Origin of the sequence: Actinomadura sp. 7K534, assembly GCF_004348575.1 — a bacterium.
GTDB classification, from domain to species: domain Bacteria; phylum Actinomycetota; class Actinomycetes; order Streptosporangiales; family Streptosporangiaceae; genus Spirillospora; species Spirillospora livida.
The window spans coordinates 1-23,014 of sequence record NZ_SMKB01000068.1 but is presented as its reverse complement, the minus strand read 5'-3'; the positions used below and the strand labels follow the sequence as shown (position 1 = coordinate 23,014).

Annotated in this window: 17 protein-coding genes; 13 read left to right on the top strand and 4 right to left on the bottom strand. The window is 75.5% G+C overall.

The window, feature by feature from the left end; genetic code table 11:
- Positions 1-76: 76 nt before the first annotated feature.
- From E1266_RS16045 to E1266_RS16020, 6 genes are all read left to right on the top strand, one after another.
- Entirely contained in the window at positions 77-1,000 is a 924-nt protein-coding gene (locus E1266_RS16045) for a zinc ABC transporter substrate-binding protein (protein WP_132047660.1), read from the top strand.
- Positions 997-1,731, top strand: coding sequence for an ATP-binding cassette domain-containing protein (locus E1266_RS16040; protein WP_132047658.1), 735 nt, complete (start codon positions 997-999; stop codon positions 1,729-1,731). The genes E1266_RS16045 and E1266_RS16040 overlap by 4 nt, the downstream gene beginning before the upstream one ends.
- Entirely contained in the window at positions 1,728-2,621 is an 894-nt protein-coding gene (locus tag E1266_RS16035; RefSeq protein ID WP_132047656.1) for a metal ABC transporter permease, read from the top strand. Before E1266_RS16040 ends, E1266_RS16035 begins: the two co-directional genes overlap by 4 nt.
- 170 nt (positions 2,622-2,791) lie before the next feature.
- The gene (locus tag E1266_RS16030) at positions 2,792-3,868 is read left to right on the top strand and encodes a rod shape-determining protein (protein WP_165966105.1); all 1,077 of its coding nucleotides are present in this window, start codon (positions 2,792-2,794) and stop codon (positions 3,866-3,868) included.
- 52 nt (positions 3,869-3,920) lie between these two features.
- Positions 3,921-4,844, top strand: coding sequence for a DUF5954 family protein (locus E1266_RS16025; protein WP_132047652.1), 924 nt, complete (start codon positions 3,921-3,923; stop codon positions 4,842-4,844).
- Between the two features lie 38 nt (positions 4,845-4,882).
- Entirely contained in the window at positions 4,883-5,821 is a 939-nt protein-coding gene (locus E1266_RS16020) for an MBL fold metallo-hydrolase (RefSeq protein WP_132047650.1), read from the top strand.
- Between the two features lie 57 nt (positions 5,822-5,878).
- Here the strand turns inward: E1266_RS16020 and E1266_RS16015 are convergent, their stop codons facing one another.
- Both E1266_RS16015 and E1266_RS16010 read right to left on the bottom strand, forming a co-directional pair.
- Positions 5,879-7,315, bottom strand: coding sequence for an FAD-dependent oxidoreductase (locus E1266_RS16015; RefSeq protein WP_279436327.1), 1,437 nt, complete (start codon positions 7,313-7,315; stop codon positions 5,879-5,881).
- An 83-nt stretch (positions 7,316-7,398) separates the two neighbouring features.
- A complete protein-coding gene (locus E1266_RS16010; protein WP_132047648.1) occupies positions 7,399-8,496 on the bottom strand; it encodes an amidohydrolase family protein in 1,098 nt (365 codons plus the stop codon).
- Between the two features lie 98 nt (positions 8,497-8,594).
- Here E1266_RS16010 and E1266_RS16005 point away from each other — a divergent pair, with 98 nt between their 5' ends.
- The 3 genes from E1266_RS16005 to E1266_RS15995 all read left to right on the top strand — a co-directional run bounded on the left by E1266_RS16005 (position 8,595) and on the right by E1266_RS15995 (position 12,587).
- Positions 8,595-10,022, top strand: coding sequence for a glutamine synthetase family protein (locus tag E1266_RS16005; protein ID WP_207945677.1), 1,428 nt, complete (start codon positions 8,595-8,597; stop codon positions 10,020-10,022).
- Between the two features lie 68 nt (positions 10,023-10,090).
- Positions 10,091-11,473 carry an aromatic acid exporter family protein gene (locus E1266_RS16000; protein WP_132047646.1) on the top strand — a complete coding sequence of 461 codons (1,383 nt, stop codon included), beginning with the start codon at positions 10,091-10,093 and terminating at the stop codon, positions 11,471-11,473.
- Between the two features lie 25 nt (positions 11,474-11,498).
- Positions 11,499-12,587 (top strand): LacI family DNA-binding transcriptional regulator, encoded by a 1,089-nt coding sequence (locus E1266_RS15995; protein ID WP_132047644.1) that lies wholly within the window; start codon positions 11,499-11,501, stop codon positions 12,585-12,587.
- Between the two features lie 150 nt (positions 12,588-12,737).
- Here the strand turns inward: E1266_RS15995 and E1266_RS15990 are convergent, their stop codons facing one another.
- Both E1266_RS15990 and mtnA read right to left on the bottom strand, forming a co-directional pair.
- Positions 12,738-14,972 carry an ATP-dependent RecD-like DNA helicase gene (locus tag E1266_RS15990; protein ID WP_132047678.1) on the bottom strand — a complete coding sequence of 745 codons (2,235 nt, stop codon included), beginning with the start codon at positions 14,970-14,972 and terminating at the stop codon, positions 12,738-12,740.
- Complete coding sequence (gene mtnA, locus E1266_RS15985; protein ID WP_132047642.1) at positions 14,972-16,006, bottom strand: S-methyl-5-thioribose-1-phosphate isomerase; 1,035 nt, start codon at positions 16,004-16,006, stop codon at positions 14,972-14,974. The genes E1266_RS15990 and mtnA overlap by 1 nt, the downstream gene beginning before the upstream one ends.
- A 143-nt stretch (positions 16,007-16,149) precedes the next feature.
- On the opposite strand from mtnA, the gene E1266_RS15980 reads away from it, so the two are divergent.
- The 4 genes from E1266_RS15980 to E1266_RS15965 form a co-directional block, all read left to right on the top strand.
- Entirely contained in the window at positions 16,150-16,920 is a 771-nt protein-coding gene (locus E1266_RS15980; RefSeq protein ID WP_207945676.1) for a hypothetical protein, read from the top strand.
- Complete coding sequence (locus tag E1266_RS39890) at positions 16,917-18,434, top strand: DNA polymerase Y family protein (protein ID WP_279436326.1); 1,518 nt, start codon at positions 16,917-16,919, stop codon at positions 18,432-18,434. Before E1266_RS15980 ends, E1266_RS39890 begins: the two co-directional genes overlap by 4 nt.
- A 24-nt stretch (positions 18,435-18,458) precedes the next feature.
- Positions 18,459-21,728, top strand: a complete 3,270-nt coding sequence (locus E1266_RS15970) for an error-prone DNA polymerase (RefSeq protein ID WP_132047640.1) — start codon at positions 18,459-18,461, stop codon at positions 21,726-21,728.
- A 125-nt stretch (positions 21,729-21,853) separates the two neighbouring features.
- Positions 21,854-23,014: serine/threonine-protein kinase (locus E1266_RS15965; RefSeq protein ID WP_207945675.1), on the top strand; the 1,161-nt coding region annotated here is incomplete at its 3' end.

The following is a 23,014-nucleotide window of genomic DNA, read 5'->3' as shown; positions in this document are numbered from 1 at the left end:
GGCGCACCTCTGGGACGAATCGGGCGACCCGTGTTAAGTTGCACTGAAAACCGTTTTCATTTTCGAGGAGTCCTCGATGACCTCTGTTCAGCGCGCCCGACTGCTCGGGACGGGCGCCGTGCTCGCCGCCTCGGTGCTGGCGGCCGGCGCCTGCGGCTCGTCCGGCGACGGATCCGCCACTGCCGGCGGTGACTCGGCCGTCTCCGTCGCCGCCTCGACCAACGTCTACGGCGACATCGCGCGGCGGATCGGCGGCGGCAAGGTGGAGGTGACGTCGTTCATCAGCGATCCCGCGCAGGACCCGCATTCGTTCGAGGCCGGGACGCGCGCCCGGCTCGCCGTCTCCAGGGCGGCGGTCGTGATCGAGAACGGGGGCGGCTACGACCCCTTCATGGACACGCTGCTCGAAGGCTCCGGGTCCGAGGCCGCGGTGCTCAACGCCTTCGAGATCTCCGGGATGACCGCGCCGGAAGGGGAGGAGCCGAACGAGCACGTCTGGTACGACCTGCCGTCCGCCGCGCGGCTGGCCGACCGCCTCTCCGACGCGCTCGCCAAGGCCGACCCGGCGGGCGCGGGGACGTACTCGGCCAACGCCGCCGCCTTCAAGGCCGACCTCAAGACCCTCGAAGGCGAGGTCGCGGCGCTCAAGGCGGCGCACGGGGGCGACGCCGTCGCGACCACCGAACCGCTGCCCGGCCACCTGCTGGCGGCCGCCGGGCTGCGCGACGAGACGCCCGAGGAGTTCAGCGAGGCGATCGAGGAGGGCGGCGACGTCCCGCCCCGCGCGCTGCGGGACGCGCTGGCGCTGCTCACCGGCAAGAAGGTCGAGGCCCTCGTCTACAACGAGCAGACCGGCGGGCCGGAGACCGAGCGGCTCAGGAAGGCGGCCGAGGCCGCAGGCGTGCCCGTCGTGCCGGTCACCGAGACCCTGCCTGAGGGCCGGGACTACATCGCGTGGATGGACGCCAACATCGCCGCCCTGCGGAAGGCCCTGTCGTGATCCGGTTGCGCGACGCCGCCCTGGCCTACGGAGACCGGACGCTGTGGCGGGGGCTCGACCTCGACGTCGCGGCGGGCGAGTTCGTGGTCGTGCTCGGGCCGAACGGATCGGGGAAGACCAGCCTGATGCGGGTGCTGCTCGGGCTCCAGCGCCTCACCGCCGGAACCGTCACCGTGCACGGCCGCCCGCCGCGCCGCGGCAGCGACCTGATCGGTTACGTCCCCCAGCACCGGACGGTCGTCCCGCACACCCCGCTGCGCGCCCGCGACCTGGTGCGGCTCGGGATCGACGGGCACCGCTGGGGGCCGCGGCGGTCCCGGCCGGAGGCCCGCCGCCGCGTCGCGGCCGTCCTGCGGGACGTCGGCGCCGCCGAGTTCGCGGACGTGCCGCTGGAGCTGCTGTCGGGCGGCGAGCTGCAGCGCGTGCGGGTCGCGCAGGCGCTCGCGACCGACCCGCGCATCCTGCTGTGCGACGAGCCGCTGCTGTCGCTGGACGCCGAGCACCAGCGGATCGTCGCCGGGCTGGCCGACCGGCGCCGCCGCGAGCACGGCACCGCCGTCGTGTTCGTCACGCACGTGACCGGCGCCCGCGACGCCGATCCCGTGCTGCCGCTGGCGGACCGCGTGCTCGACCTCGGCCGGTTCGGTGGCGTCCAGGCAGGCGGCGTCCAGGCAGGCGAGGTCCGGGCCGGTGAGATCCAGGCGGGCGAGATCCAGGCGGGCGCCGCGTGAGCTGGGCCGGGGTCTGGGGCGAGATCTTCAACTTCGAGGACTACGGGGCGCTGCTCGGGCTCGTCCGCAACTCGCTCGTCGCCGGGGCGGTGCTCGGGCTGGTCGGCGGGCTCGCCGGGACGTTCGTCGTCATGCGCGACCTCGCGTTCGCCGTGCACGGGATCGCGGAGCTGTCGTTCGCGGGCGCCGCGGCGGCACTGCTGCTCGGCACCGGCGTGGCGGGCGGGTCGATCGCGGGCGCGCTGCTGGCCGCCGCGCTGATCGGCGTGCTCGGCGCCCGGGCCCGCGACCGCGGGTCGGCCATCGGCGTGCTCATGCCGTTCGGGCTCGGGCTCGGCGTGCTGTTCCTGTCGCTCTACAAGGGGCGGTCGGCCAACAAGTTCGGCCTCCTCACCGGGCAGATCGTCGCGATCGACACGCCCGCGCTGTCCTGGCTGCTGGTGACGTCGGCGATCGTGCTGGCCTGCCTCGCGGTCATGTGGCGCCCGCTGGCGTTCGCCAGCCTCGACCCGGAGGCGGCGGCGGCGCGGGGCGTGCCGGTGCGGGCGCTGTCACCGGTCTTCATGCTCGTGCTCGGCCTCGCGGTCGCCGTGTCGGTGCAGATCGTGGGGGCGCTGCTGGTGCTCGCGCTGCTGTGCACACCGGCCGCGGCGGCGGTGCGGGTCACCGCGTCGCCGGTCCTCGTCCCGCTGCTGAGCACCGTCTTCGCGACCGTGTCGGTCGTGGGCGGGATCTTGCTGTCGCTCGGGTCCAGCATCCCGATCAGCCCGTACGTCACGACGATCTCGTTCGCCCTCTACGGGGCGTGCCGCGCGGCCGGGGCGATCCGGGCGCGGCGCGGCTGGACGGCCCGGCCCAGCGCCGCCGGGCGGCAGACCGTCCCAACATGATCCCTTGGTGCCCGCCCGGCGTTCCCGGCCGGGCGGGCACCGCGGGCCGCTCGGCGTTCCGGACATGCCGGGCCCGTATCCGCCATGACCTTGCCATTCGCTTACCCGCGCGTGGGCATCGCCCCCAGGACGCGGGGGCATCAACCGGGTCCTTGCGACTTTCGGGGCGAATGGGGGACGCGATGTGGGACTTCGCCGGCCGTGACACCGCCATCGACATGGGCAGCTCCACGGTCCGGATGCATCTGAAGGATCGCGGAGTCGTCTGCCGGGAGCCGTCGCTCCTCGCGCGCTGCCGGCGGACCGGGCGGATCCTCGCGCTGGGCGTCCCGGCGCAGAAGATGGCCGGGCGCAATCCCGACGTGACCCTCGTGCGGCCCGTCCGCGAGGGCGCGCCGACCGAGACCGACGCGGCCGAGTACATGATGCGGGCGCTGGTCCGCCGGCACCACAGGCGCCACTACACGGCCCGCCCGCGGCTGGTCGTGACGGTCCCGAGCGGGCTGACCCCTGTCCACTACCGGGCGCTGCGGTTCTCCGCCTACCAGGCCGGCGCGCGCCGGCTCACGCTGCTGCCGACGCCGATCGCCGCCGCCATCGGGATGGGCATGACCTCGGCCCTGCGGTCGGACGTCACGGTCATCGCCAACATCGGCGCCGAGGTCACCGACGTCGGCGTCATCGCGTTCGGCGGCCTCGTCACCTCGCACACCGCGCTCATCGGCGGGTCGGCCCTGGACCGCGCGATCGTCGACCTCGTCCGCCGCGAGTACCGCGTGGCGCTGTCGCGGTCCGCCGCCGAGGCGGCGAAGCTGGAGGTCGGGGCGGTGCCGCCGCTCGGCCGGCGGCCGGTGCGGCAGACCGAGGTGAACGGGCGCGACATCGCGACCGGCATGCCGCGGTCGCTGGTGCTCACCACCGTCGACGTCGGCCGCGCCATCGCCGGGCCCGTCGCGGACATCGTCGACGCGATCGGCGCCGGCGTCGTCGGCTGCTCCCCCGAGATCTCCGGGGACCTGCTCAGCGTCGGCGTCACCCTCACCGGCGGCTGCGCCCGGCTGCCCGGCCTGGAGCGGCTCATCCACGACCGGACGGGCCTGCCCGCGCGGCTCGGGGACGACACCGGCGACGCGGCCGTCCTCGGCGCCGCCGAAGTGCTGCGCTCGACCCGCTCGCAGGAGCCGCCCGCCCGGGACACCTCCCAGAACCCGCAGCTGATGACGACGCTGCCCGACCTCGAATACTGAGGCGTGCTCCGTTTCCACGGCGCGGGGCGCGGCGGCGCGCCACGATGGACGCATGTCCTTCGAAGGGATGCCGGGACACGACCTGATCAACGTCGTCAGGGACCTGGAGCCCGTGGCCGCCGTCCGCGACCAGGAGGCCGCCGAGCGGCGCCGGGCCTACCCGGGGCTGGTGCCCGCGGGGCCGCCGGAGTTCGGCTGCGCCGAGCAGGCGGGCGGCGCCTGGCGGACCGTGTGGCTCGGCGCGGCGGCACCGTCCGGCGCCCGCGCGGGCCTGGCGGAGCACGTGCGCGGCATCGCCGCCGGCCGCGACCCGGCCGTGGGCAAGGAGCTGCTGCTCCTCGCGGACGCGCTCGGCACCGCCCGGGAGGCGGGCGGGCCGGAGCGCAGCGAGTACGCGGCCGGGCCGCTCCGGTTCCGGGTGGTCCGCGTGCCGGGGTTCGCCCGGTTCGGGGCGGACGGGCCCGAACCCGCCCGCTTCACCGACGCCGAGGACGGGCGGCCGGAACACCGCATCGACCCCGCGGCCCCGGTCGGCCCGGCCGACGCGGCGCTGCGGCTGGAGCTGCTCGGCCTCCCGCCGGTCGGCGGGGCCGTCCCGGAGGCGCTGCGCCGCGAGGCCGCCGCGGCGGTCAGGGCGTACCCGGGCGTGGTGCTGCTGCCCCCGTACTTCACCGTCATGGAGGACCGCGACGGCCAGTGGCGGCCGGTCGTCCGCGGGGCCGGGCCGCAGGGCGCCCGCGACGCGCTCGCGCACCACTTCCGGGTGCTCATGCCGCGGGAGGTGCCGGAGGGCGGCGCGCCGCCGAGCCCGGGCGAGCTGGCCGAGTACGCGCGGGCCGCCGACCGCATCGACGCGGACGGCGGCGTCGAGTTCGCGGCGTGCGGGCGGCTGTTCCGGATCGTGCGCGTCATCCGGGCGCTCCGCGTCGGCCCGGACGGCCCCGAACCGGCCCGCCCCTCCGACGAGCGCGCGTGACCCGGCCCCCGCGGCGGGGCCCGCAATAGGATTCCGCCATGAGCGACGCACCCGATCGCGAAGGTCCCGGCACACCGCGTCTGCAGGAGGTCTCGGACGGGGTGTTCGCCTACGTCCAGCCCGACGGCACCTGGTGGATCAACAACACCGGCTTCCTCGTCGGGGAGCACGGCGTGACCAGCGTGGACTCCTGCTCCACCGAGCGCAGGACCCGCGCCTACGCGGACGCGATCCGGTCGGTCACGGACCGTCCGGTCCGGACGCTGGTCAATACGCACCACCACGGCGACCACACGTTCGGCAACTACCTGTTCCCCGGCGCGACCGTCGTCGGCCATGAGCAGACCCGCGCGAACGCGCTCGCCTGGGGCAGGCCGTTCGACGAGCCGTTCTGGACGAAGGTCGACTGGGGCGACGTCGAGATCGAGCCGCCGTTCCTCACCTACACCGACGGTGTGACCCTGTGGGTGGACGAGCTGCGCTGCGAGATCCGGCACGTCGGGATGCCCGCGCACACCACCAACGACTCGATCGTGTGGATCCCGGAGCGGCGGGTGCTGTTCTGCGGCGACCTGCTGTTCAACGGCGGCACCCCCTTCCTGCTGCAGGGCTCGGTCGCCGGCGCGATCAAGGTCCTGGAGGAGGTCGTCGCGCCGCTGGACGCGGAGGTGATCGTGCCGGGCCACGGCCCCGTCGGCGGCCCCGAGATGATCGACCGCGTGGTCGCCTACGCCCGGTTCGTGCAGACGACGGCCGCCGCCGGGAAGGAGGCGGGCCTGACGCCGCTGGAGGCGGCGCGCGAGGCCGACCTCGGGCCGTTCGCGGAGCTGACCGACGCCGAGCGGCTCGTCGGCAACCTGCACCGCGGGTACGCCGAGCTGGACGGGCTCGAACCGGGCGGGCAGATCGACGTCGTCGCCGCCATCGGCGACATGATCACCTTCAACGGCGGCCGGCCCCTGACCTGCCGCGCCTGAGCGTCCCGTGCCCGAGCGAACCGCGGCTGAGCGAACCGCGACTGAGCGAAACGCGGGTCACTCCCCCGGCCGCTCCCTCATGTCCCGCTCGACCGCCTCGGCGGCCTTGCGCGCCGCGATCAGGACCGGGTCCCAGGTGGGCGCGAACGGCGGCGCGTAGCCGAGGTCCAGGCCCGTCATCTCCTCCACCGTCATCCCGTTCCACAGCGCGATGGCGAGGCCGTCGACGCGCTTGGCGGCGTTCTCCTCGCCGACGATCTGGGCGCCGAGCAGCCGGCCCGTGCGGCGCTCCACGATCAGCTTGGTCCGCATCTCCGTGGCGCCCGGGTGGTAGCCGGCGCGGGTGGTGGACTTCACCACCGCGCTCAGCGTCTCGAACCCGGCGGCGGCCGCCTCTCGCTCGGACAACCCGGTGCGGGCCACCTCCACTCGGCAGATCTTGGAGACGGCGGTGCCGAGGACGCCGGGGAACGTGGCGTACCCGCCGCCGAGGTTGATGCCGGCGACGCGGCCCTGCTTGTTGGCGTGCGTGCCGAGCGGGATGGCGACCGGCCCGCCGGAGACGAGGTGGCGGGACTCGACGCAGTCCCCGGCGGCCCACACCCGCTCGGTGCGGGTGCGCATCCGCCGGTCGGTGACGATGCCGCCGGTCGGGCCGACCTCGATGCCGGCGTCGCGGGCGAGGCCGGACGCCGGTTTCACGCCGAGGCCGAGGACGACGATGTCGGCGGGCAGGGTGCGGCTCCCGGTCCGGACGGCCGTGACGCGCCCGTCCGGGGAGGTGTCGAAGCCCTCGACCGGCTCCCCGAGGTGGAGCTGCACGCCGACGTCGCGGATCGCGTCCGCGACGAGGGCGCCCATGTCCGGGTCGAGGGTCTGCATCGGCTGGTCCGCGAGGTCCACGAGGGACACCTCGAGGCCCCGCATCACCATCGCCTCGGCCATCTCCAGGCCGATGTAGCCGCCGCCCACGACGACCGCGCGGCGCGCCCCGTCGTCGACGACGGCGCGGCGGATGGCGACCCCGTCGTCGAGGATCTGGACGCCGTGCACGCCCTGCGCGTCCGCCCCGGGCAGCCGCGGCCGCGTCGGGACGGCACCGGTCGCGATCATGAGGTGGTCGTAGGGCTCCCAGCGCTCGCCGCCGCCGTCCAGGTCGCGGACGCGGACGCGCCCCCGCTCCGGGTCGATCTCGACGGCCTCGGTGCGCATCATCACGTCGATGTCGCGCTCCCGGAACTGGGCGGGCGTGCGGGCGATGAGCTTGTCGAGCTCGTCGACGACGCCGCCCACGTAGTACGGGATGCCGCAGGCCGAGTACGACACGTGGTGCCCGCGCTCGACCACGAGGATCTCCAGCTCGCCGGCGTCGCGCCACCTGCGGGCCTGGGACGCGGCGCTCATCCCGGCGGCGTCCCCACCGATCACGAGCAGCCGCTCGCGGGCGGGCCCGCCCGTCCCCCCGGCCGTGTCCCGGTCCGTCGTCTTCCGCAAGGCGGTCGCCTCCAAGGTCGTGATGGTCAGATTCCGCCGTCGTGGCCGGATGTCCCCGTGGTGATCAGCTTCCGTGGCGGCGCTCAAATTCCGTAGACCCGGCGGGCGTTGCCGGACGCGATCATCCCGGCCACGCGCTCGGCGTCCCCCGCCGTCCACGCGCCGTCCTCCACCCCCCGCGCGAGGAGGCCCGCGAGGCCGTGCCGGAACAGCAGCGCGCCCAGGTGGTACAGCTCGGCGAGCGCGAACGCGTCCGACGAGTACAGCACCTTCCCGAACGGCGCGAGCTCCAGCAGCTCGGCGATCAGCGCCGGCGCGCGGTACCCGAGGTTGTGCGTCGCGAGACCGGCGTCGACGTGGACGTTGGGGAGCACCTGCGCAAGGTAGCCCGCCCGGCGGTGGAACGGATAGTTGTGCAGCAGCATCGCGGGCACCGGGTCCATGGCCCGCAGCAGGTCGATGAGGAGCAGCGGGTCGCCGCGGCGCAGGTCGGCGTCCACGTCCCCGTACCCGACGTGGAACTGCACCGGGAGCCCGGCGTCGACGGCGCAGAACACGAGGAACCGGTGCAGTACCTCGTCGCAGACGCGCGGTGCCTCCTGCCGCATCAGGCGCCCGGCCGCCGCGGCGACCTCCGCGCCGGACGGGCGCTCACCCGACAGCTCCAGCCCGGCGCGGTACGCCGCGATGGACTTGGCGCCCACGGCGTCCCGCGCGGCCAGCCGGGACCGGACCTCCTCGGCGAACCGCGCCGCGTCCGCGCCCCCGGCCGCGACCTGCTCGGCGACGGTCTCCAGCCGGACGATCTCATGCGCGGGCGCCCCGGCGAGCCGGCCCAGCTCCGGCGGGCCGAGCAGCGCCTCAGGGCTGTAGCCGGTGTCCACGCACAGCGCCTCCAGTCCCGCCGCGCGGAGGAACCGCCGGTTCACCTCGGCCGCGCCCAGCTCGGCGCGGCGCGCGAGGTAGGCGTCCGGCTCCGCGTGGGCGTCCAGGTCCAGGACGGGCGGGCACCAGCGGCGCAGCGCGAACCCGACCTGGGTGTCGAACATGCTCACGCCCGGCGGCCCCGGGGCCTCCGCCTCGGTGAGCGACGCCTCGAACGCCTCCCGGCCCGGATCGCGGTCCAGGACGCCGTGGCAGTGGTGGTCCACCAGCGGCGACGATTCCAAGAACTCCAGCACCTCGCCCGCCTCCTCCCTGCAACCGCCGCCCGGTCTTCCTACGATGCCCCTACGGGGCCGTACCCGCGGTCCGCCCACTCCGACCGGGAGCCAGCAACGTGGAACAATTCCCCGAACCTCTCGTCCCAGGGCAGGCGCTCGACGCCCGCGCACGCGCGCGGTTCGGCGCCCGCGGCTCCTCGGAGGCGCGCCGCCTGGCCGGTCTGGACATCGTGGCCGTCGCGCTGACGTGGGTGGACATCAGCGGGATCACGCGGACCAAGACCGTCCCGGTGGAGCGGCTGGAGCACGCCGCGGCGTGGGGCGTCGGGATGTCGCCGGTGTTCGACGCGTACCTGCTCGACGACTCGATCGTGCCCGGGCCCCACGTCGGCGGGCCGGTCGGCGACCTGCGCCTCCACCCGGACCTGGACCGCCTCGTCCCGATGGCCGCGCTGCCGGGCTGGGCGCACGCGCCCGCGTTCCGGTACGACCAGGAGGGCGCCACCCACCCGCTCGACACGCGGGCCCTGCTGCGGCGCCTGACGGACCGGCTCGCCGGCGACGGCTGGACGGTGAAGGCCGCGTTCGAGATCGAGTGGGCCGTGTCGCGGGGCGGCGGGGAGGAGTTCACCCCCGCCGTCCGCGGCCCCGCGTACGGGATGACGCGGATCACCGAGCTGGCCGGGTACCTGCGGGACGTCCTCACCGCGCTGAAGGAGACCGGCGTCACGGTCATGCAGCTGCACCCGGAGTACGCGGCCGGGCAGTACGAGGTGTCGGTGGCCGCCGAGGACCCGCTCGGCGCGGCCGACACCGCCGTCCTGGTCAGGGAGACGATCCGGGCGGTGTCGATGGCGCACGGCCTGGCCGCCACGTTCTCCCCGAAGGTCGAGCCGGACTCGGTCGGGAACGGCGCGCACGTCCACCTCAGCCTGTGGCGGTCGAGCGGCGACGCGCCGGTGAACGAGATGGCGGGCGGCGACGGGCCGTGCGAGATGTCGGCCCCCGGGGAGGCGTTCGCCGCCGGGATCCTGCACCGGCTCCCGGCGCTGCTCGCGATCGGCGCGCCGTCGGTGGCCAGCTACCTGCGGCTGGTCCCGTCCCACTGGGCGGGCGCGTTCGCCTGCTGGGGGCCGGAGAACCGGGAGGCGGCGCTGCGGGTGGTGACCGGCGCGGAGGGCGAGCGGCCGACGGCGGCGAACCTGGAGGTCAAGTGCCTGGACGCCGCCGCGAACCCGTACCTGGTCCTCGCGGCGCTGCTCGCGGCGGGGCACGAGGGGCTCGGCGGCGGCCGCAGGCTCCCGGACCCCGTGCACGTGGACCCGGCCACCCTGCCGGAGGAGGAGCGCGTCGCGCGCGGGGCCGTCCGGCTGCCGGCGTCGCTGGGCGAGGCGGTCGCCGCGTTCGAGGCCGACGACGTCCTGCGGGCCGCGCTCGGCGACGCCGTGGCCGACACGGTGTCGAGCGTCCGGCGGGGCGAGATCGAACTGCTGGACGGCGCCGCGCCCGAGGAGATCACGGCGGCCACCCGCTGGCGCCACTAGCGGGCGGGTCCGCACCGGAACATCGCGGCTTTGCCGCGATATTGCCGTCGCCGGGGAAGGAACCCGGCATGGCACGCGCGTTCTTCCGCGGCCGGGGCGGCCGGGGCGGCGCCGGCCGCGCCGGCCGCTCGCCGCTGCGGGTGGCCACCGAGGTGCAGTCCGCGGTCTTCCGCATCGCCCGGCTGACGATCACCGCCACGCTGTCCTTCGTGCTGGCGCTGGCGATCCTCCCGCCGGGCGGGCCGAAACCGCTGCTGTCGCCGCTGACCGCGCTGCTGGTCGTCCAGTTCTCCCTCTACCAGACGATCCGGGCGAGCATCCTGCGGGTCGGCGCGGTCACCTCGGGGGTGCTCGTCGCGGTCATGGCCGCGAGCACCATCGGGTTCTCCTGGTGGACGCTGGGGCTCACCATCCTCGCCGCGCTCGTCATCGGGCACGTCCTGCGGCTGCGCGAGCACGTGCTGGAGGCGCCGATCAGCGCCATGCTGATCTTCGCGCTGGGCGCCGCCAGCGAGACCGGGGCGACCACCCGCGTGCTGGAGACGCTGATCGGCGCGGCCACCGGCCTGGCGGCGACGCTGCTGGTGCCGTCGGTGCGCGTGCGGCCCGCCGAGGAGGCCGTCGAGGACATCACCGAGCGGCTCCGGGCGCTGATCGAGGAGATCGCCGACGGGCTGCGCGGCGAGCCCGCCGACGGCCAGGCGGCCCGCTGGCAGGACGACGCCGAGCGGCTCGCCCGCGAGATCGGCCGCATCGACCGGGAGCTCAACGCGGCGGAGGAGAGCGTCCGGCTCAACCCGCGGACCCGGGCGCGGCGGCTCATCGACGCCGGGGTCGCGCTGCGCAACGCCCTGGAGACCATCGAGCACTTCACGCTGTCGCTGCGCGGCCTCACCCGGTCGCTGGCCGACGACGAGCGGTTCGGCGAGCGGGGCCGCCTCATGACCGACCCCGACCTGCGCCGCGAAATCGGCGACGCCCTGGCCGGGGTCGCCGCGAGCATCGCCGCCTACGGCCGGCTGGCCCGCTCCGACCTGGCCCGCGACGCGCGGCCGTTCCGCGCCGAGCACGACCTGGAGACGCGGGTCGACATCGCCCGTGAGCGCCGTGCCCGGCTCACCCGCAGGCTGCACGAGCGGGCCGCGGCCGGGGACCTGTGGCCGCTGTACGGCGAGGTGTCCATGGACATCGACCGGCTCATCGAGAACCTGCGGGTCGAGCACCGGGCCCGCGCCCGCGAGCACTGGCGGCGGCACCGCGGCGCGTCCCGCCACCTGCCCGCGCGGCCCGTCCGCGTCGTCCAGCAGGCCGGGCACCAGCTCCGCAAGGCCGCCGAGTCGGCCGCCGAGTCCGCCGCCGCCGCGGCCGAGCGGCACGCCGGGGAGACCGGCGTACCGCAGCACCGGCGCCCGCGCCGCCGCCGGGACGGCGGAGGTCAACTTTCGGAGTGACCTCCGAGATCCATATGCTTCGGGCATGCAACAGGACGAGGAAACAGGCCGGGTCACCCTGGCCACGGTGGCCGATCAGGCCGGCGTCTCCGTTTCGACCGTTTCGAAAGTCCTGAACGGGCGCGAGGACGTGGCGCACAAGACCCGCCTGCGGGTGGAGCGCCTGCTGGAGCACCACGGCTACCAGCGCGGCGTCCGGTCCGCCCCCGACGCCGCTCTCATCGAGATCGTCCTGCACGAGATCGAGAGCCTGTGGACGATGGAGCTGATCCGCGGCGTGGAGAGCGTCGCCAAGGCCAACGACGCGAGCGTGGTGCTGACCGAGAGCGGCACCCGGCACTCCCCCGGCCCGGAGTGGATCGGCGGGGTGCTCCGCCGCCGCCCCCTCGGCGTCGTGCTGCTGTTCTCCAGCCTCGCGCCGGAGTACAAGAAGCGGCTGCGGGCCCGCTCGATCCCGTTCGTCATCATCGACCCGGCCGGCGACCCCGAGCCGGACGTCCCGTCGGTCGGCTCCGCCAACTGGTCGGGCGGGCTGGCCGCGACCCGGCACCTCATCGACCTCGGCCACCGGCGCATCGCCATCATCACCGGCCCCGCGGACATGCTGTGCTCCGTCGCGCGCCTGGACGGCTTCCGCTCCGCGATGGGCATGGCCGGGCTCGACGTCGACCCGTCCCTCGTCGCCTACGGCGACTTCCACGTGCAGGGCGGCTTCGAGCGGGCGATGGAACTGCTCGGCAGGCCCGACCGCCCCACCGCGATCTTCGCCGGGAGCGACCTGCAGGCGCTCGGCGCCCTGGAGGCCGCCCGCGTGCACGGCCTCCGCGTCCCGGACGACCTGTCGGTGGTGGGCTACGACGACGTCGCGGTCGCCCCATGGGCCAGCCCGGCCCTGACGACCGTCCACCAGCCGCTCCGCCAGATGGCGGAGTCGGCCACCCAGATCCTCCTCGGCATCCGCGCCGGCGAGGCCGTCGCCACCCGCCTCGAACTGTCCACCAGCCTCGTAATCCGCAAAAGCACGGCAGAACCACGGCTAACGTCCGACACCCCGGCACCGAAACTTTCGAATCCCACCGGGCAGAGCGGCTTCTCCACGGAGTCCCCCACCTAAATGACCACTTCACGGGTCGTGCGGCCGGAGCGAGTGCAGCGAGCGCAGGTCGCACGACCCGACGCACGGGGCGCCGTTTCACGAGACGCGCCAGCGGATCGGGAAACGGTGCGCCGTGCGCAACGGGGGTTCCAGGGGGTCGCCCCTGGACTAACACAGCCGGTGGGTTAAGGCGGTGTGGCGGCGGCCGGCGCCTTGGGTGCGGACGGCGGCGGCCAGGGCTCGGCGGGAGCCGACCAGGACCACCAGTCTCTTCGCTCGGGTGATGCCCGTGTAGAGGAGGTTGCGGCGCAGCATCATCCACGCGCCGGTCGTCAGGGGGATGACGACCGCCGGGTACTCGCTGCCCTGCGAGCGGTGGATCGTGATCGAGTAGGCGTGGGTCAGTTCGTCCAGCTCGTCGAAGGCGTAGTCGATGCTCTCGTCCTCGTCGGTCAGGACCGTGAGGGACTGGTCTTCGGGTGAGACCGACGTGACGACGCCGACGGTGCCGTTGAAGACGCCCGCCTCGCCCTTGTCGTAGTTGTTGCGGAGCTGGGTGACCTTGTCGCCGACGCGGTAGACGCGGCCGCCGTAGCGGCGTTCGGGACGCGCGTCGTCGTGGGGTGTCAGGGCCTCCTGCAGCAGGGTGTTCAGCGTCCCGGACCCGGCGGCGCCGCGGTGCATGGGCGTGAGGACCTGGACGTCGCGGCGCGGGTCGAGGCCGAACCTGCGGGGGATGCGGTTGGCGACGACGTCCACGGTGAGCTCGGCGGCCTCGTCCTGCTCCTCGCAGGGGAACAGGAAGAAGTCGGGGTAGCCGCGCGTGTGCGGGTGGTCGCCGGAGTTGACGCGGTGCGCGTTGACCACGATGCCGGACTGCTGCGCCTGCCGGAAGATCTTCGTGAGCCGGACGCGGGGGATCACCTCCGCGCCGAGCAGGTCGGCGAGCACCTCGCCGGCGCCGACGGACGGGAGCTGGTCGACGTCGCCGACCAGCAGCAGGTGCGCGCCGCGCGGGATCGCCTTCACCAGCTTGTTCGCCAGGATCAGGTCGACCATCGAGCTCTCGTCCACCACGACGAGGTCGGCGTCGAGCGGGTTGTCCTGGTCGTACTTGGGGTCGCCGCCGGGCTGGAGCTGAAGGAGGCGGTGGACGGTCGCGGCCTCGTGCCCGGTCAGCTCGGCGAGCCGCTTGGCCGCCCGCCCGGTCGGCGCGACCAGGACGATCTTCGCCTTCTTCGCGGCGGCCAGCTCCACGACCGAGCGGACCGTGAAGCTCTTGCCGCAGCCGGGCCCGCCGGTCAGCACCGACACCTTCGAGGTGAGGGCGAGCTTGACGGCGTCCTCCTGCTCGGGCGCGAGGGCCTGGCCGGTGCGCCGCCGCAGCCACGGGAGGGCCTTGTCCCAGTCGACGTCGGCGAACGCCTTGAGCCGGTCGGCCGGGGCGTCGAGCAGCTCCAGCAGGCCGCGGGCGAGGGACCGCTCGGCGCGGTGGAACGGGACCAGGTAGACCGCCGGGATCGTCGCCGCGTCCTCCCCCGCCCCGGGGATCGGCTCGCGGACGACCCCCTCGTCGCGGGCCAGCTCGTCCAGCGCCGGGACGACCAGCTCCCGCGGCACGCCGAGGATCTTCTCCGCCGCCGTGACGAGGTTCGGCTCGGGCAGGAAGCAGTGCCCGTCGTCGGCGGCCTCCGACAGCGTGTACTGGAGCCCGGCCTTGATCCGCTCGGGGCTGTCGTGCGGGATGCCGACGGCCTGCGCGATCGTGTCGGCGGTCTTGAACCCGATGCCCCACACGTCGGACGCGAGCCGGTACGGCTCCTTGCGCACGGTGTCGACGGACTTGTCGCCGTACTGCTTGTAGATGCGCACGGCCAGGGAGGTGGAAACGCCCACGCCCTGCAGGAAGACCATCACCTCCTTGATGGCCTTCTGCTCCTCCCACGCCTCGCCGATGCGCTTGGTGCGCTTGGGGCCGAGGCCCTGCACCTCGACGAGGCGGTCCGGTTCCTCCTCGATGACGCGGAGGATGTCGGTGCCGAAGTGCTCCACCATCCGGTCGGCCATCACCGGCCCGATCCCCTTGATCATGCCGGAGCCGAGGTAGCGGCGGATGCCCTGCACGGTCGCCGGCAGGACGGTCGTGTACGAGTCGGCCTCGAACTGCTTGCCGTACTTCGGATGCGACCGCCACCGCCCGGTGAGCCGCAGGCTCTCCCCCACCTGCGCGCCGAGCAGCGCGCCTACGACGGTGAGCAGATCGCTCCCGCTCTTTGCCGTCGCCACCCGCGCGACGGTGTAGCCGGTGTCCTCGTTGGCGTAGGTGATCCGTTCCAGGACGCACTCGAGTTCCGCGGGCCGGGGCGGCGTGGCATCGGGGGTCGGGGAGGTCGGCACGACCATCATGATGGCCGATGGGCGTGCCGCGGCGTCACGCCCGCGGAGACCTCCAGCACTCCCGTCTCGGTGACCAGCGCGGTCACGAGGTGGGCGGGGGTGACGTCGAAGGCGGGGTTGTGGCCGCCCACGCCGTCCGGGACGGTCTTCACCCCGGCCCAGGTCAGGATCTCCTCTTCGGCGCGCTCCTCGATGGGGATGCCGCCGCCGTCCGGGACGGCCAGGTCGACGGTGCTCCACGGCGCGGCGACGACGAAGGGGACGCCGGCCGCCGCGCAGGCCAGCGCCACGCCGACCGAGCCGATCTTGTTGGCGGTGTCGCCGTTGGCGGCGACGCGGTCGGCGCCGATGACGGCCACGTCCGCCAGGCCGCGCAGGATCGTGCTCGGCGCCGCGCCGTCCGCCTGCACGACGCACGGGATCCCCGACCGGTCGAGTTCCCACGCGGTGAGGCGGGCGCCCTGGAGGAGCGGGCGCGTCTCGTCGGCGTAGACGAGCTCGACGCGTCCCCGCTCGTGCAGTTCGCGGACGACGCCGAGGGCCGTCCCCCAGCCGGCCGTGGCCAGGGCGCCGGCGTTGCAGTGGGTGAGGACGCGCAGGGGCCGGTCCCCGGCGCGGCCGAGGATCCAGTCGGCGCCGAGCGCTCCGATGGCGCGGTTGCCGCGGACGTCCTCGTCCAGCAGCGCCTGCGCCTCGGCGGCCACCGCGTCCGCCCCCTCGGCGATGAACGGCAGGACCCGGTCGACGCCCGCGGCCAGGTTGACCGCGGTCGGGCGGGCCTCCCGGACGCGGGCGACCGCGGCGTCGAGCGCGGCGCCGTCCCAGCCCTCCCGCGCGGCCTGGCGGACGGCGATGGCGACGCCGAACGCGCCCGCCACGCCCAGCGCGGGGGCGCCGCGCACCACCAGCCGCCGGATCGCGTCCACGAGCGTGTCGACGTCCCGGGCCACGAGGTACTCGACCCGTCCGGGCAGGAGGGTCTGGTCCAGCAGCCGCAGCCCGTCCCCGGCCCATGCGACGGTCCGCACATCGCTTGTCATACCGCCATCATGCCCGCGAAAAGCCGCGATCCCCGATGCCACCGGGGTTTTCGGGCGCACCGTCGCGCTCCGTGACCTGCGAAGACTTGACACGGGTCGAACTCATGTTCGAAATTGTGCGGAGGGACGAAGGGAGGACGACCGTGCCGGAGGCGGCGCTGCGGGAGCTGGTGCGGGACACGGCGCCGCCGGGTCCGCGGGACACGGTACCCGTGCTGCCCGCGCTCGGGCCCGCCGTCCCCGGCGGGCTGCGCCCGGGGTCGGTCGTGGGGCTGCCGGGGCCCGGCGCGGCGTCCCTCGGCCTCGCGCTCGTCGCGGGCGTGTCCCGGCACGGCGGCGAGGACGGCACCGGCGGCTGGTGCGGCGTCGTCGGCCTCCCCGAGTTCGGGGTGGCCGCCGCGGCCGGCATGGGGGCCGCCCCCGAGCGCCTCCTGCTCGTCGACGAGCCGGGCGAGCGCTGGCCGGACGTGGTCGCCGCGCTCTGCGAAGCCGTGGACCTGGTCCTGCTGTGCCCTCCGGAGCGTCCCGGCGCCGCGGCGGTCCGCCGCCTGTCGGCGCTGGCCCGCAAGCACGGGTGCGTCCTCACGCTCACCGGCGCGTTCGCCGGCGACTGGGCGGGCACGCGCCTGCGGCTGCGCCTGGACGGCGTCGTGTGGGACGGGCTCGCCGACGGCCACGGCCGGCTCACCGGCCGCCGCGCCGAGGTCGTCGCCGAGGGCCGCGACGCCCCCGGGCCGGGTCGCCGCGCCCGCGTCTGGCTCCCGGCCCCGGACGGCACGGTCAAGCCGGACGAGACGGTCCGGCCGCCGCTGGAACTCGTCCCCGAACCCGTCGCGAACGGCGGACCCGTCCACCGGCGGCCGTCCGCCCTCCCGCCGCGGGTGCGCGTGCCGGTCGAGGAGGGGATCGCGTGACGCGGGTCCTCATCGTCTGGTGTCCCGACTGGCCGATGACGGCGGTCGGGGTGGACGCGTCCGCCGCCGGGGCGGTGGTGGAGCGCGGGCACGTCGCGGCCTGCACGGCGGCGGCGCGGGCCGAGGGGGTGCGACGCGGGCAGCGGCTGCGGGACGCGCAGCGGCGGTGCCCGGAGCTGGTGGTTCGGGAGCGCGACCGCGACGCGGAAGGCCGGCTGTTCGAGGCGGTCGCCGGGGCGGTCGCGGAGCTGACGCCGCGCGTGGAGGTGGTGCGGCCGGGGCTGTGCGCGCTGTCCGCGCGGGGCCCGGCGCGGTTCTACGGGGGCGAGGAGGCGCTGCGCGTCCTCGTCCAGGACACGGTGGTCGAGGCCGGATACGACTGCGGCGCCGGCGTCGCGGACGGGCTATTCGCCGCGGAGCTGGCCGCGCGGGCCGGGCAGGGCGGCGTCGTGGTGCCGGAGGGCGGCGCGGCGGCGTTCCTCGCGCCGTACCCGCTGTCGGTGCTGGACCGGCCGGAACTGGCCGACCTGCTGCGCCGCCTCGGCGTCAAGACCCTGGGCGACTTCGCGGCGCTGCCGTCCGGGCACGTCGCCGGGCGGTTCGGGGCGGACGGGGCGCTCGCGCACCGGCTCGCCAGGGGCGAGGAGCCGCGCCCGCTCGCGCCCGTCCGGGCCCCCGCCGACCTGTCGGTGCGCGCCGCGTTCGATCCGCCCGCCGAACAGGCCGAGCGGGTGGTGTTCGGGGCGAAGCGGCTCGCCGCCGAACTGCACGAGGGGCTCGCGGCGGGCGGGCTGGCCTGCGTCCGGCTGGAGGTCGCGGCGGGGTTCGCGGACGGCCGCGTGCTGCGGCGGCTGTGGCGGCACGACGGCCTGTCGGCGCTGGCGGTGGCCGAGCGGGTCCGGTGGCAGCTGGCGGCCTGGCAGCCGCAGGGCGCCGAGGCCGAGCAGGTGTGGGGCGGGGTGACGTGGCTGGAACTGGTTCCGGACCAGCTCGTCCCGGACGACGGGCGGCAGGAGGCGCTGTGGGGCCGCACGACCGTCACCGACCGGATCGCGCGGGCCGCCGACCGCGTCCAGGCGCTGCTGGGCCACCGGGGGATCACCCGCCCGGTGCTGGCGGGCGGGCGCGGGCCGGGCGAGCAGGTCGTCCGGGTCCCGGTCGGCGACCTCGCCCCCGCCGACCCGCCCGGCGGCCCGTGGCCCGGAGGCGTCGGGGCCCCGGCACCGGCGGTCGTGCCCGTCTCGCCGCCGGACGCCGAGCTGCTCGACGCGTCGGGCGGCGCCGTGGTCGTGTCCGCGAGGTGCGAGGTGTCGGCGCCGCCCGCCGTGCTCGCCGTCCGGGGACGCGCCGCCGCGATCACCGGGTGGACGGGCCCGTGGCCCGCCGACGAGCGCTGGTGGGACCCCGGCCGGGCGCGGCGCCGCGCGAGGTTCCAGGTCACCACGGACGACGGCGCCGCCTACCTGCTCGCCGTCGAGGGCGGCCGGTGGCACGTCGAGGCCGTCTATGACTAGGTCCGCCGTGAACGGGGGCGGCTGATGGGGTGGCACAACCCGCCGATCCCGTGGCGGGAGTTCGAGGAGCGGCTGTCGTGGCGGCCCGCGCGGCAGCGGGCCGAGGAGCCGCCGGAGGCGCCCGCTCCGCCCCGCCGCGAGACCGGGGACGTGCCGTGGGCGGAGCTGCACTGCCATTCGTCGTTCAGCTTCCTCGACGGGGCCAGCGACCCCGCCTCGCTGGTCGCGGAGGCGGCGCGGCTCGGCGTGGAGACGATGGCGATCACCGACCACGACGGCATGTACGGGGCGGTGCAGTTCGCGCAGGCCGCGGCCGAGGCCGGCGTCGGGACGGTGTTCGGCGCCGAGCTGGGCCTCGGCCTGCCGGGGCCGCGGACCGGTGAGCCCGACCCGGGCGGACGGCACCTGCTGGTGCTCGCGCGCGGCGCCCCCGGGTACGCGCGGCTCTGCTCGGCGATCACGTCCGCGCAGCTCGCGGGCGGGCGCAAGGGCCGTCCCGTGTACGAGCTGGACGCGCTGGCCGGCGCGCACGACGGGCACTGGGCCGTGCTGACCGGCTGCCGGAAGGGCCCCGTCCCGGCGGCGCTGGCGGCGGGCGGGCCGGACGCCGCGGAGCGGGAGCTGCGGAAGCTGACCGGCATGTTCGGGCGGGAGAACGTGTTCGTCGAGCTGATCGACCACGGCCAGCCGGACGACGACCACCGCAACGACGCCCTGTTCGCGCTGGCCGCACGGGCCGGGGCCGGCGTGGTCGCGTCGAACAACGTGCACTTCGCGGCGCCGGGCGCCGACGCGCGGCTGGCGCAGGCGATGGCGGCCGTCCGCGCCCGCCGCGCCCTCGACGACATGGTCGGCTGGCTCCCGGCGAGCGGCACGGCGCACGTCCGGAGCGGCGCCGAGATGGCGCGGCGGCTGGCGCGGTTCCCCGGCGTCCTGGAGCGGACCGCCGAGCTCGGCCGGGAGTGCCGGTTCGACTTCGACGTCGTCGCGCCCCGCCTGCCGGACTGGCCGGTCCCGGACGGGCACACCGAGGCGAGCTGGCTGCGCCACCTGGTGCGGGAGGGCGCGCTCAAGCGGTACGGGCCGCCGGAGCGGGAGCGGGTCTCCGGCGCGTACGAGCAGATCGCCAGAGAGCTGGACGTCATCGAGCAGCTCGGGTTCCCCGGCTACTTCCTGATCGTGCACGACATCGTGGAGTTCTGCCGCGGCCGGGGCATCCTGTGCCAGGGCCGGGGGTCGGCGGCGAACTCGGCGGTCTGCTACGCGCTCGGCATCACCGGGGTCGACGCCGTCCGGCACGGGCTGCTGTTCGAGCGGTTCCTGTCGCCGGGCCGGGACGGGCCGCCCGACATCGACCTGGACATCGAGCACCGCCGCCGCGAGGAGGCCATCCAGTACGTCTACGGGAAGTACGGGCGCGAGTGCACCGCCCAGGTCGCGAACGTCATCAGCTACCGCCCGCGGATGGCCGTGCGGGACGCGGCCCGCGCGCTCGGCTTCTCCCCCGGCCAGCAGGACGCCTGGTCGAAGGGCGTCGACCCGCGCGACCCGGTCGGCGCGGAGAGCGACGTCCCGGCGCCGGTCATGGAGCTCGCGAACCGGATGCTGGCGCTGCCCCGGCACCTCGGCATCCACTCCGGCGGCATGGTGATCGCCGACCGGCCGGTCGGGGAGATCTGCCCGATCGAGTGGGCGACGATGCCGGGCCGCAGCGTCCTGCAGTGGGACAAGGACGACTGCGCGGCGGCCGGGCTGGTGAAGTTCGACCTGCTCGGCCTCGGCATGCTCGCGGCGCTGCACGACTGCTTCGAGCTCGTTGCCGGGCACCACGGGCGGCGGTACGACCTGCAGTCCGTCCCGCCGGACGACCCGCTCGTCTACGACATGCTCTGCGACGCCGACACGGTCGGGGTGTTCCAGGTGGAGTCGCGGGCGCAGATGGCGACGCTGCCGCGGCTGAAGCCCCGCGAGTTCTACGACCTCGTGGTGGAGGTGGCGCTGATCCGGCCCGGGCCGATCCAGGGCGGGTCCGTCCACCCGTACCTGCGCCGCCGCAAGGGCATGGAACCCGCGACCTGCCCGCATCCGCTGATGGAGCCGGCCCTGTCCCGGACGCTGGGTGTGCCGCTGTTCCAGGAGCAGATGATGCAGCTCGCCGTGGACTGCGCCGGGTTCACCCCGGCCGAGTCCGACCGGCTCCGGCAGGCGATGGGCGCCAAGCGCGCGCCCGAGCGCGTCGAGCGGCTGCGGCGGCGCCTGCTGGACGGGATGGCCGAGCGCGGCATCCCCGCCGACGTCGCGGAGAGCGTGTACGAGAAGATCCTCGGCTTCACCGGGTTCGGGTTCCCCGAGTCGCACGCGCAGAGCTTCGCGCACCTGGTCTACGCGAGCGCCTACCTCAAGAGGCACTACCCGGCCGCGTTCACCGCCGCCCTGGTGCGCAACCAGCCGATGGGGTTCTACAGCTCGCAGAGCCTCCTGGCGGACGCCCGGCACCACGGCGTCGTGGTCAGGGGCGTGGACATCAACGCGAGCGGCGTCCACCCGACGCTGGAGGAGCCGGTCGCGGTCGACTCCGATCATCCGCACGCGCCCGCGGAGCCGCAGCCCGCGATCCGGCTCGGCTTCGCCGGCATCCGCAACCTGGGCGAGGAGACGGCGGAGGCGGTCGCGGCGGGCCGTCCCTACACGGGCATGGAGGACCTCGCCCGGCGGGTGCCCCTGTCGGCCGGGGCGCTGGAGGCCCTGGCGACGGCGGGCGCGTTCGACCGGTTCGGCCTGTCCCGGCGCGCGGCGCTGTGGGCGGCGGGCGCGCTGGCGGGGTCCGGCCCGGGGCGGCTCGAAGGGGTGACGCCGGGCGCGTCCGCTCCCCCGCTGCCCGCGATGACGCCGATCGAGGAGACGCTCGCGGACCTGTGGGCGACGGGCGTGTCCGGCACCCACCCGGTGGCGCACGTCCGGGACGCGCTGGACGAGCTGGGCGCGCTGTCGTCCAGGCGGCTCGCCGAGACGCCGGGCGAGACAAACGTCGTCGTCGCCGGGCTCGTCACCCACCGGCAGCGCCCGCCGACCGCCGGCGGCATCGTGTTCATGACGCTGGAGGACGAGACCGGCATCATCAACGTGGTGTGCCCGCCGCAGGTGTTCAAGCGGCACCGCGCCCTCGCCGTCGACTCGCAGGCGCTGCTGGTCAGCGGGCGGCTGGAGCGCACCGACGGCGTCGCCAACGTCCGCGCGACCCGCCTGCGCCGCCTGCCGGTCCCCGGCCGCGTCCGGGCCAGGAACTTCCACTGATCCGTATCCGCCGGGTACGCGCTAGAACCTTGGGCCGTCCTCTGACATCGTAAGGAAAAGTTGGGGCCGCGTGCCGCTGCGTCGGCGGCCGCCAAGACGCGGCTCGTGGGCGGAAGGTGGTCGGCATGGACGGCCCGCGAGCGTCTTCTCTGCGCGAACTGCGCCCCGAGGACCCCACGCGGATCGGCCGGTACCGGATCGAGGCCAAGATCGGCGAGGGCGGGATGGGCGCGGTGTACCTCGGCCGCGACCCCGGCGGGCGCCAGGTCGCGGTGAAGGTCGTGCGGTCCGCGCTGGCCGGCGACCGGACGTTCCTGGCCCGGTTCCACGACGAGGCCGCCAACGCGCAGCGCGTCGCGTCGTTCTGCACCGCGCAGGTCCTGGAGCACGGCGACGACCTCGGTCTCGCCTACATGGTCACCGAGTACATCGACGGCCCGTCCCTGCTGGAGCACGTCACCGAGAACGGCCCGCTGTCCCCCGGGATGCTGCACGGCGTCGCGGTCGGGGTGGCCGCCGCGCTCGTCGCCATCCACAGCGCCGGGCTGGTGCACCGCGACCTCAAGCCCAGCAACGTGCTGCTGTCCATATCCGGGCCGCGCGTGATCGACTTCGGGATCGCGCGGGCGCTGGACGTGGCGTCCGCGCACACCCGGACCGGCCAGGTCGTCGGCACACCCGGCTGGATCGCGCCCGAGCAGATCACGACCCAGCAGGTCACTCCGGCCGTGGACGTGTTCGCGTGGGGCTGTCTGGTGGCGTTCGCGGCGAGCGGGCACAACCCGTTCGGGCAGGGCTCGTTCCAGATCCTGGCCGCCCGCGCCGTGCACGCCGAGCCGGAGATCGGGGACCTGCCGCCCGCGCTGGCGGGGCTCGTCCGGTCCGCGCTGCGCAAGGAGCCCGAGCGCCGGCCGAGCGCCCGCGACCTGCTGCTCGGCCTGGTCGGCGGCGCCGGCGAGGCCGCGGTGACGACGGAGCTCGGCGAGACGTGGACGGCCCCGCCGGACGACCCGGGCGCCACCTCCCGCGACGTCGGCCCCGCCCAAGCCGGACCAGCCGAGGCCGGACCAGCCGAGGCCAGAGCCCGGGAGGCCAAGGCACCCGACGCTCCCGCGCCCGACGTCCCGGCGCCCCGGCCGCCCGTCCCGGCTCCCGCTCCGGCGACCCGGCTGGCGCCGGAGTGGCCGCTTGAGCAGCCCGCTCCCGAGCCACGGGCCGAAGCCCGGACGGAGCGGCATCCCGGGCCGCCGGCCGACCCGCCCGGCCTGCCGCCCACCGAGCGGCAG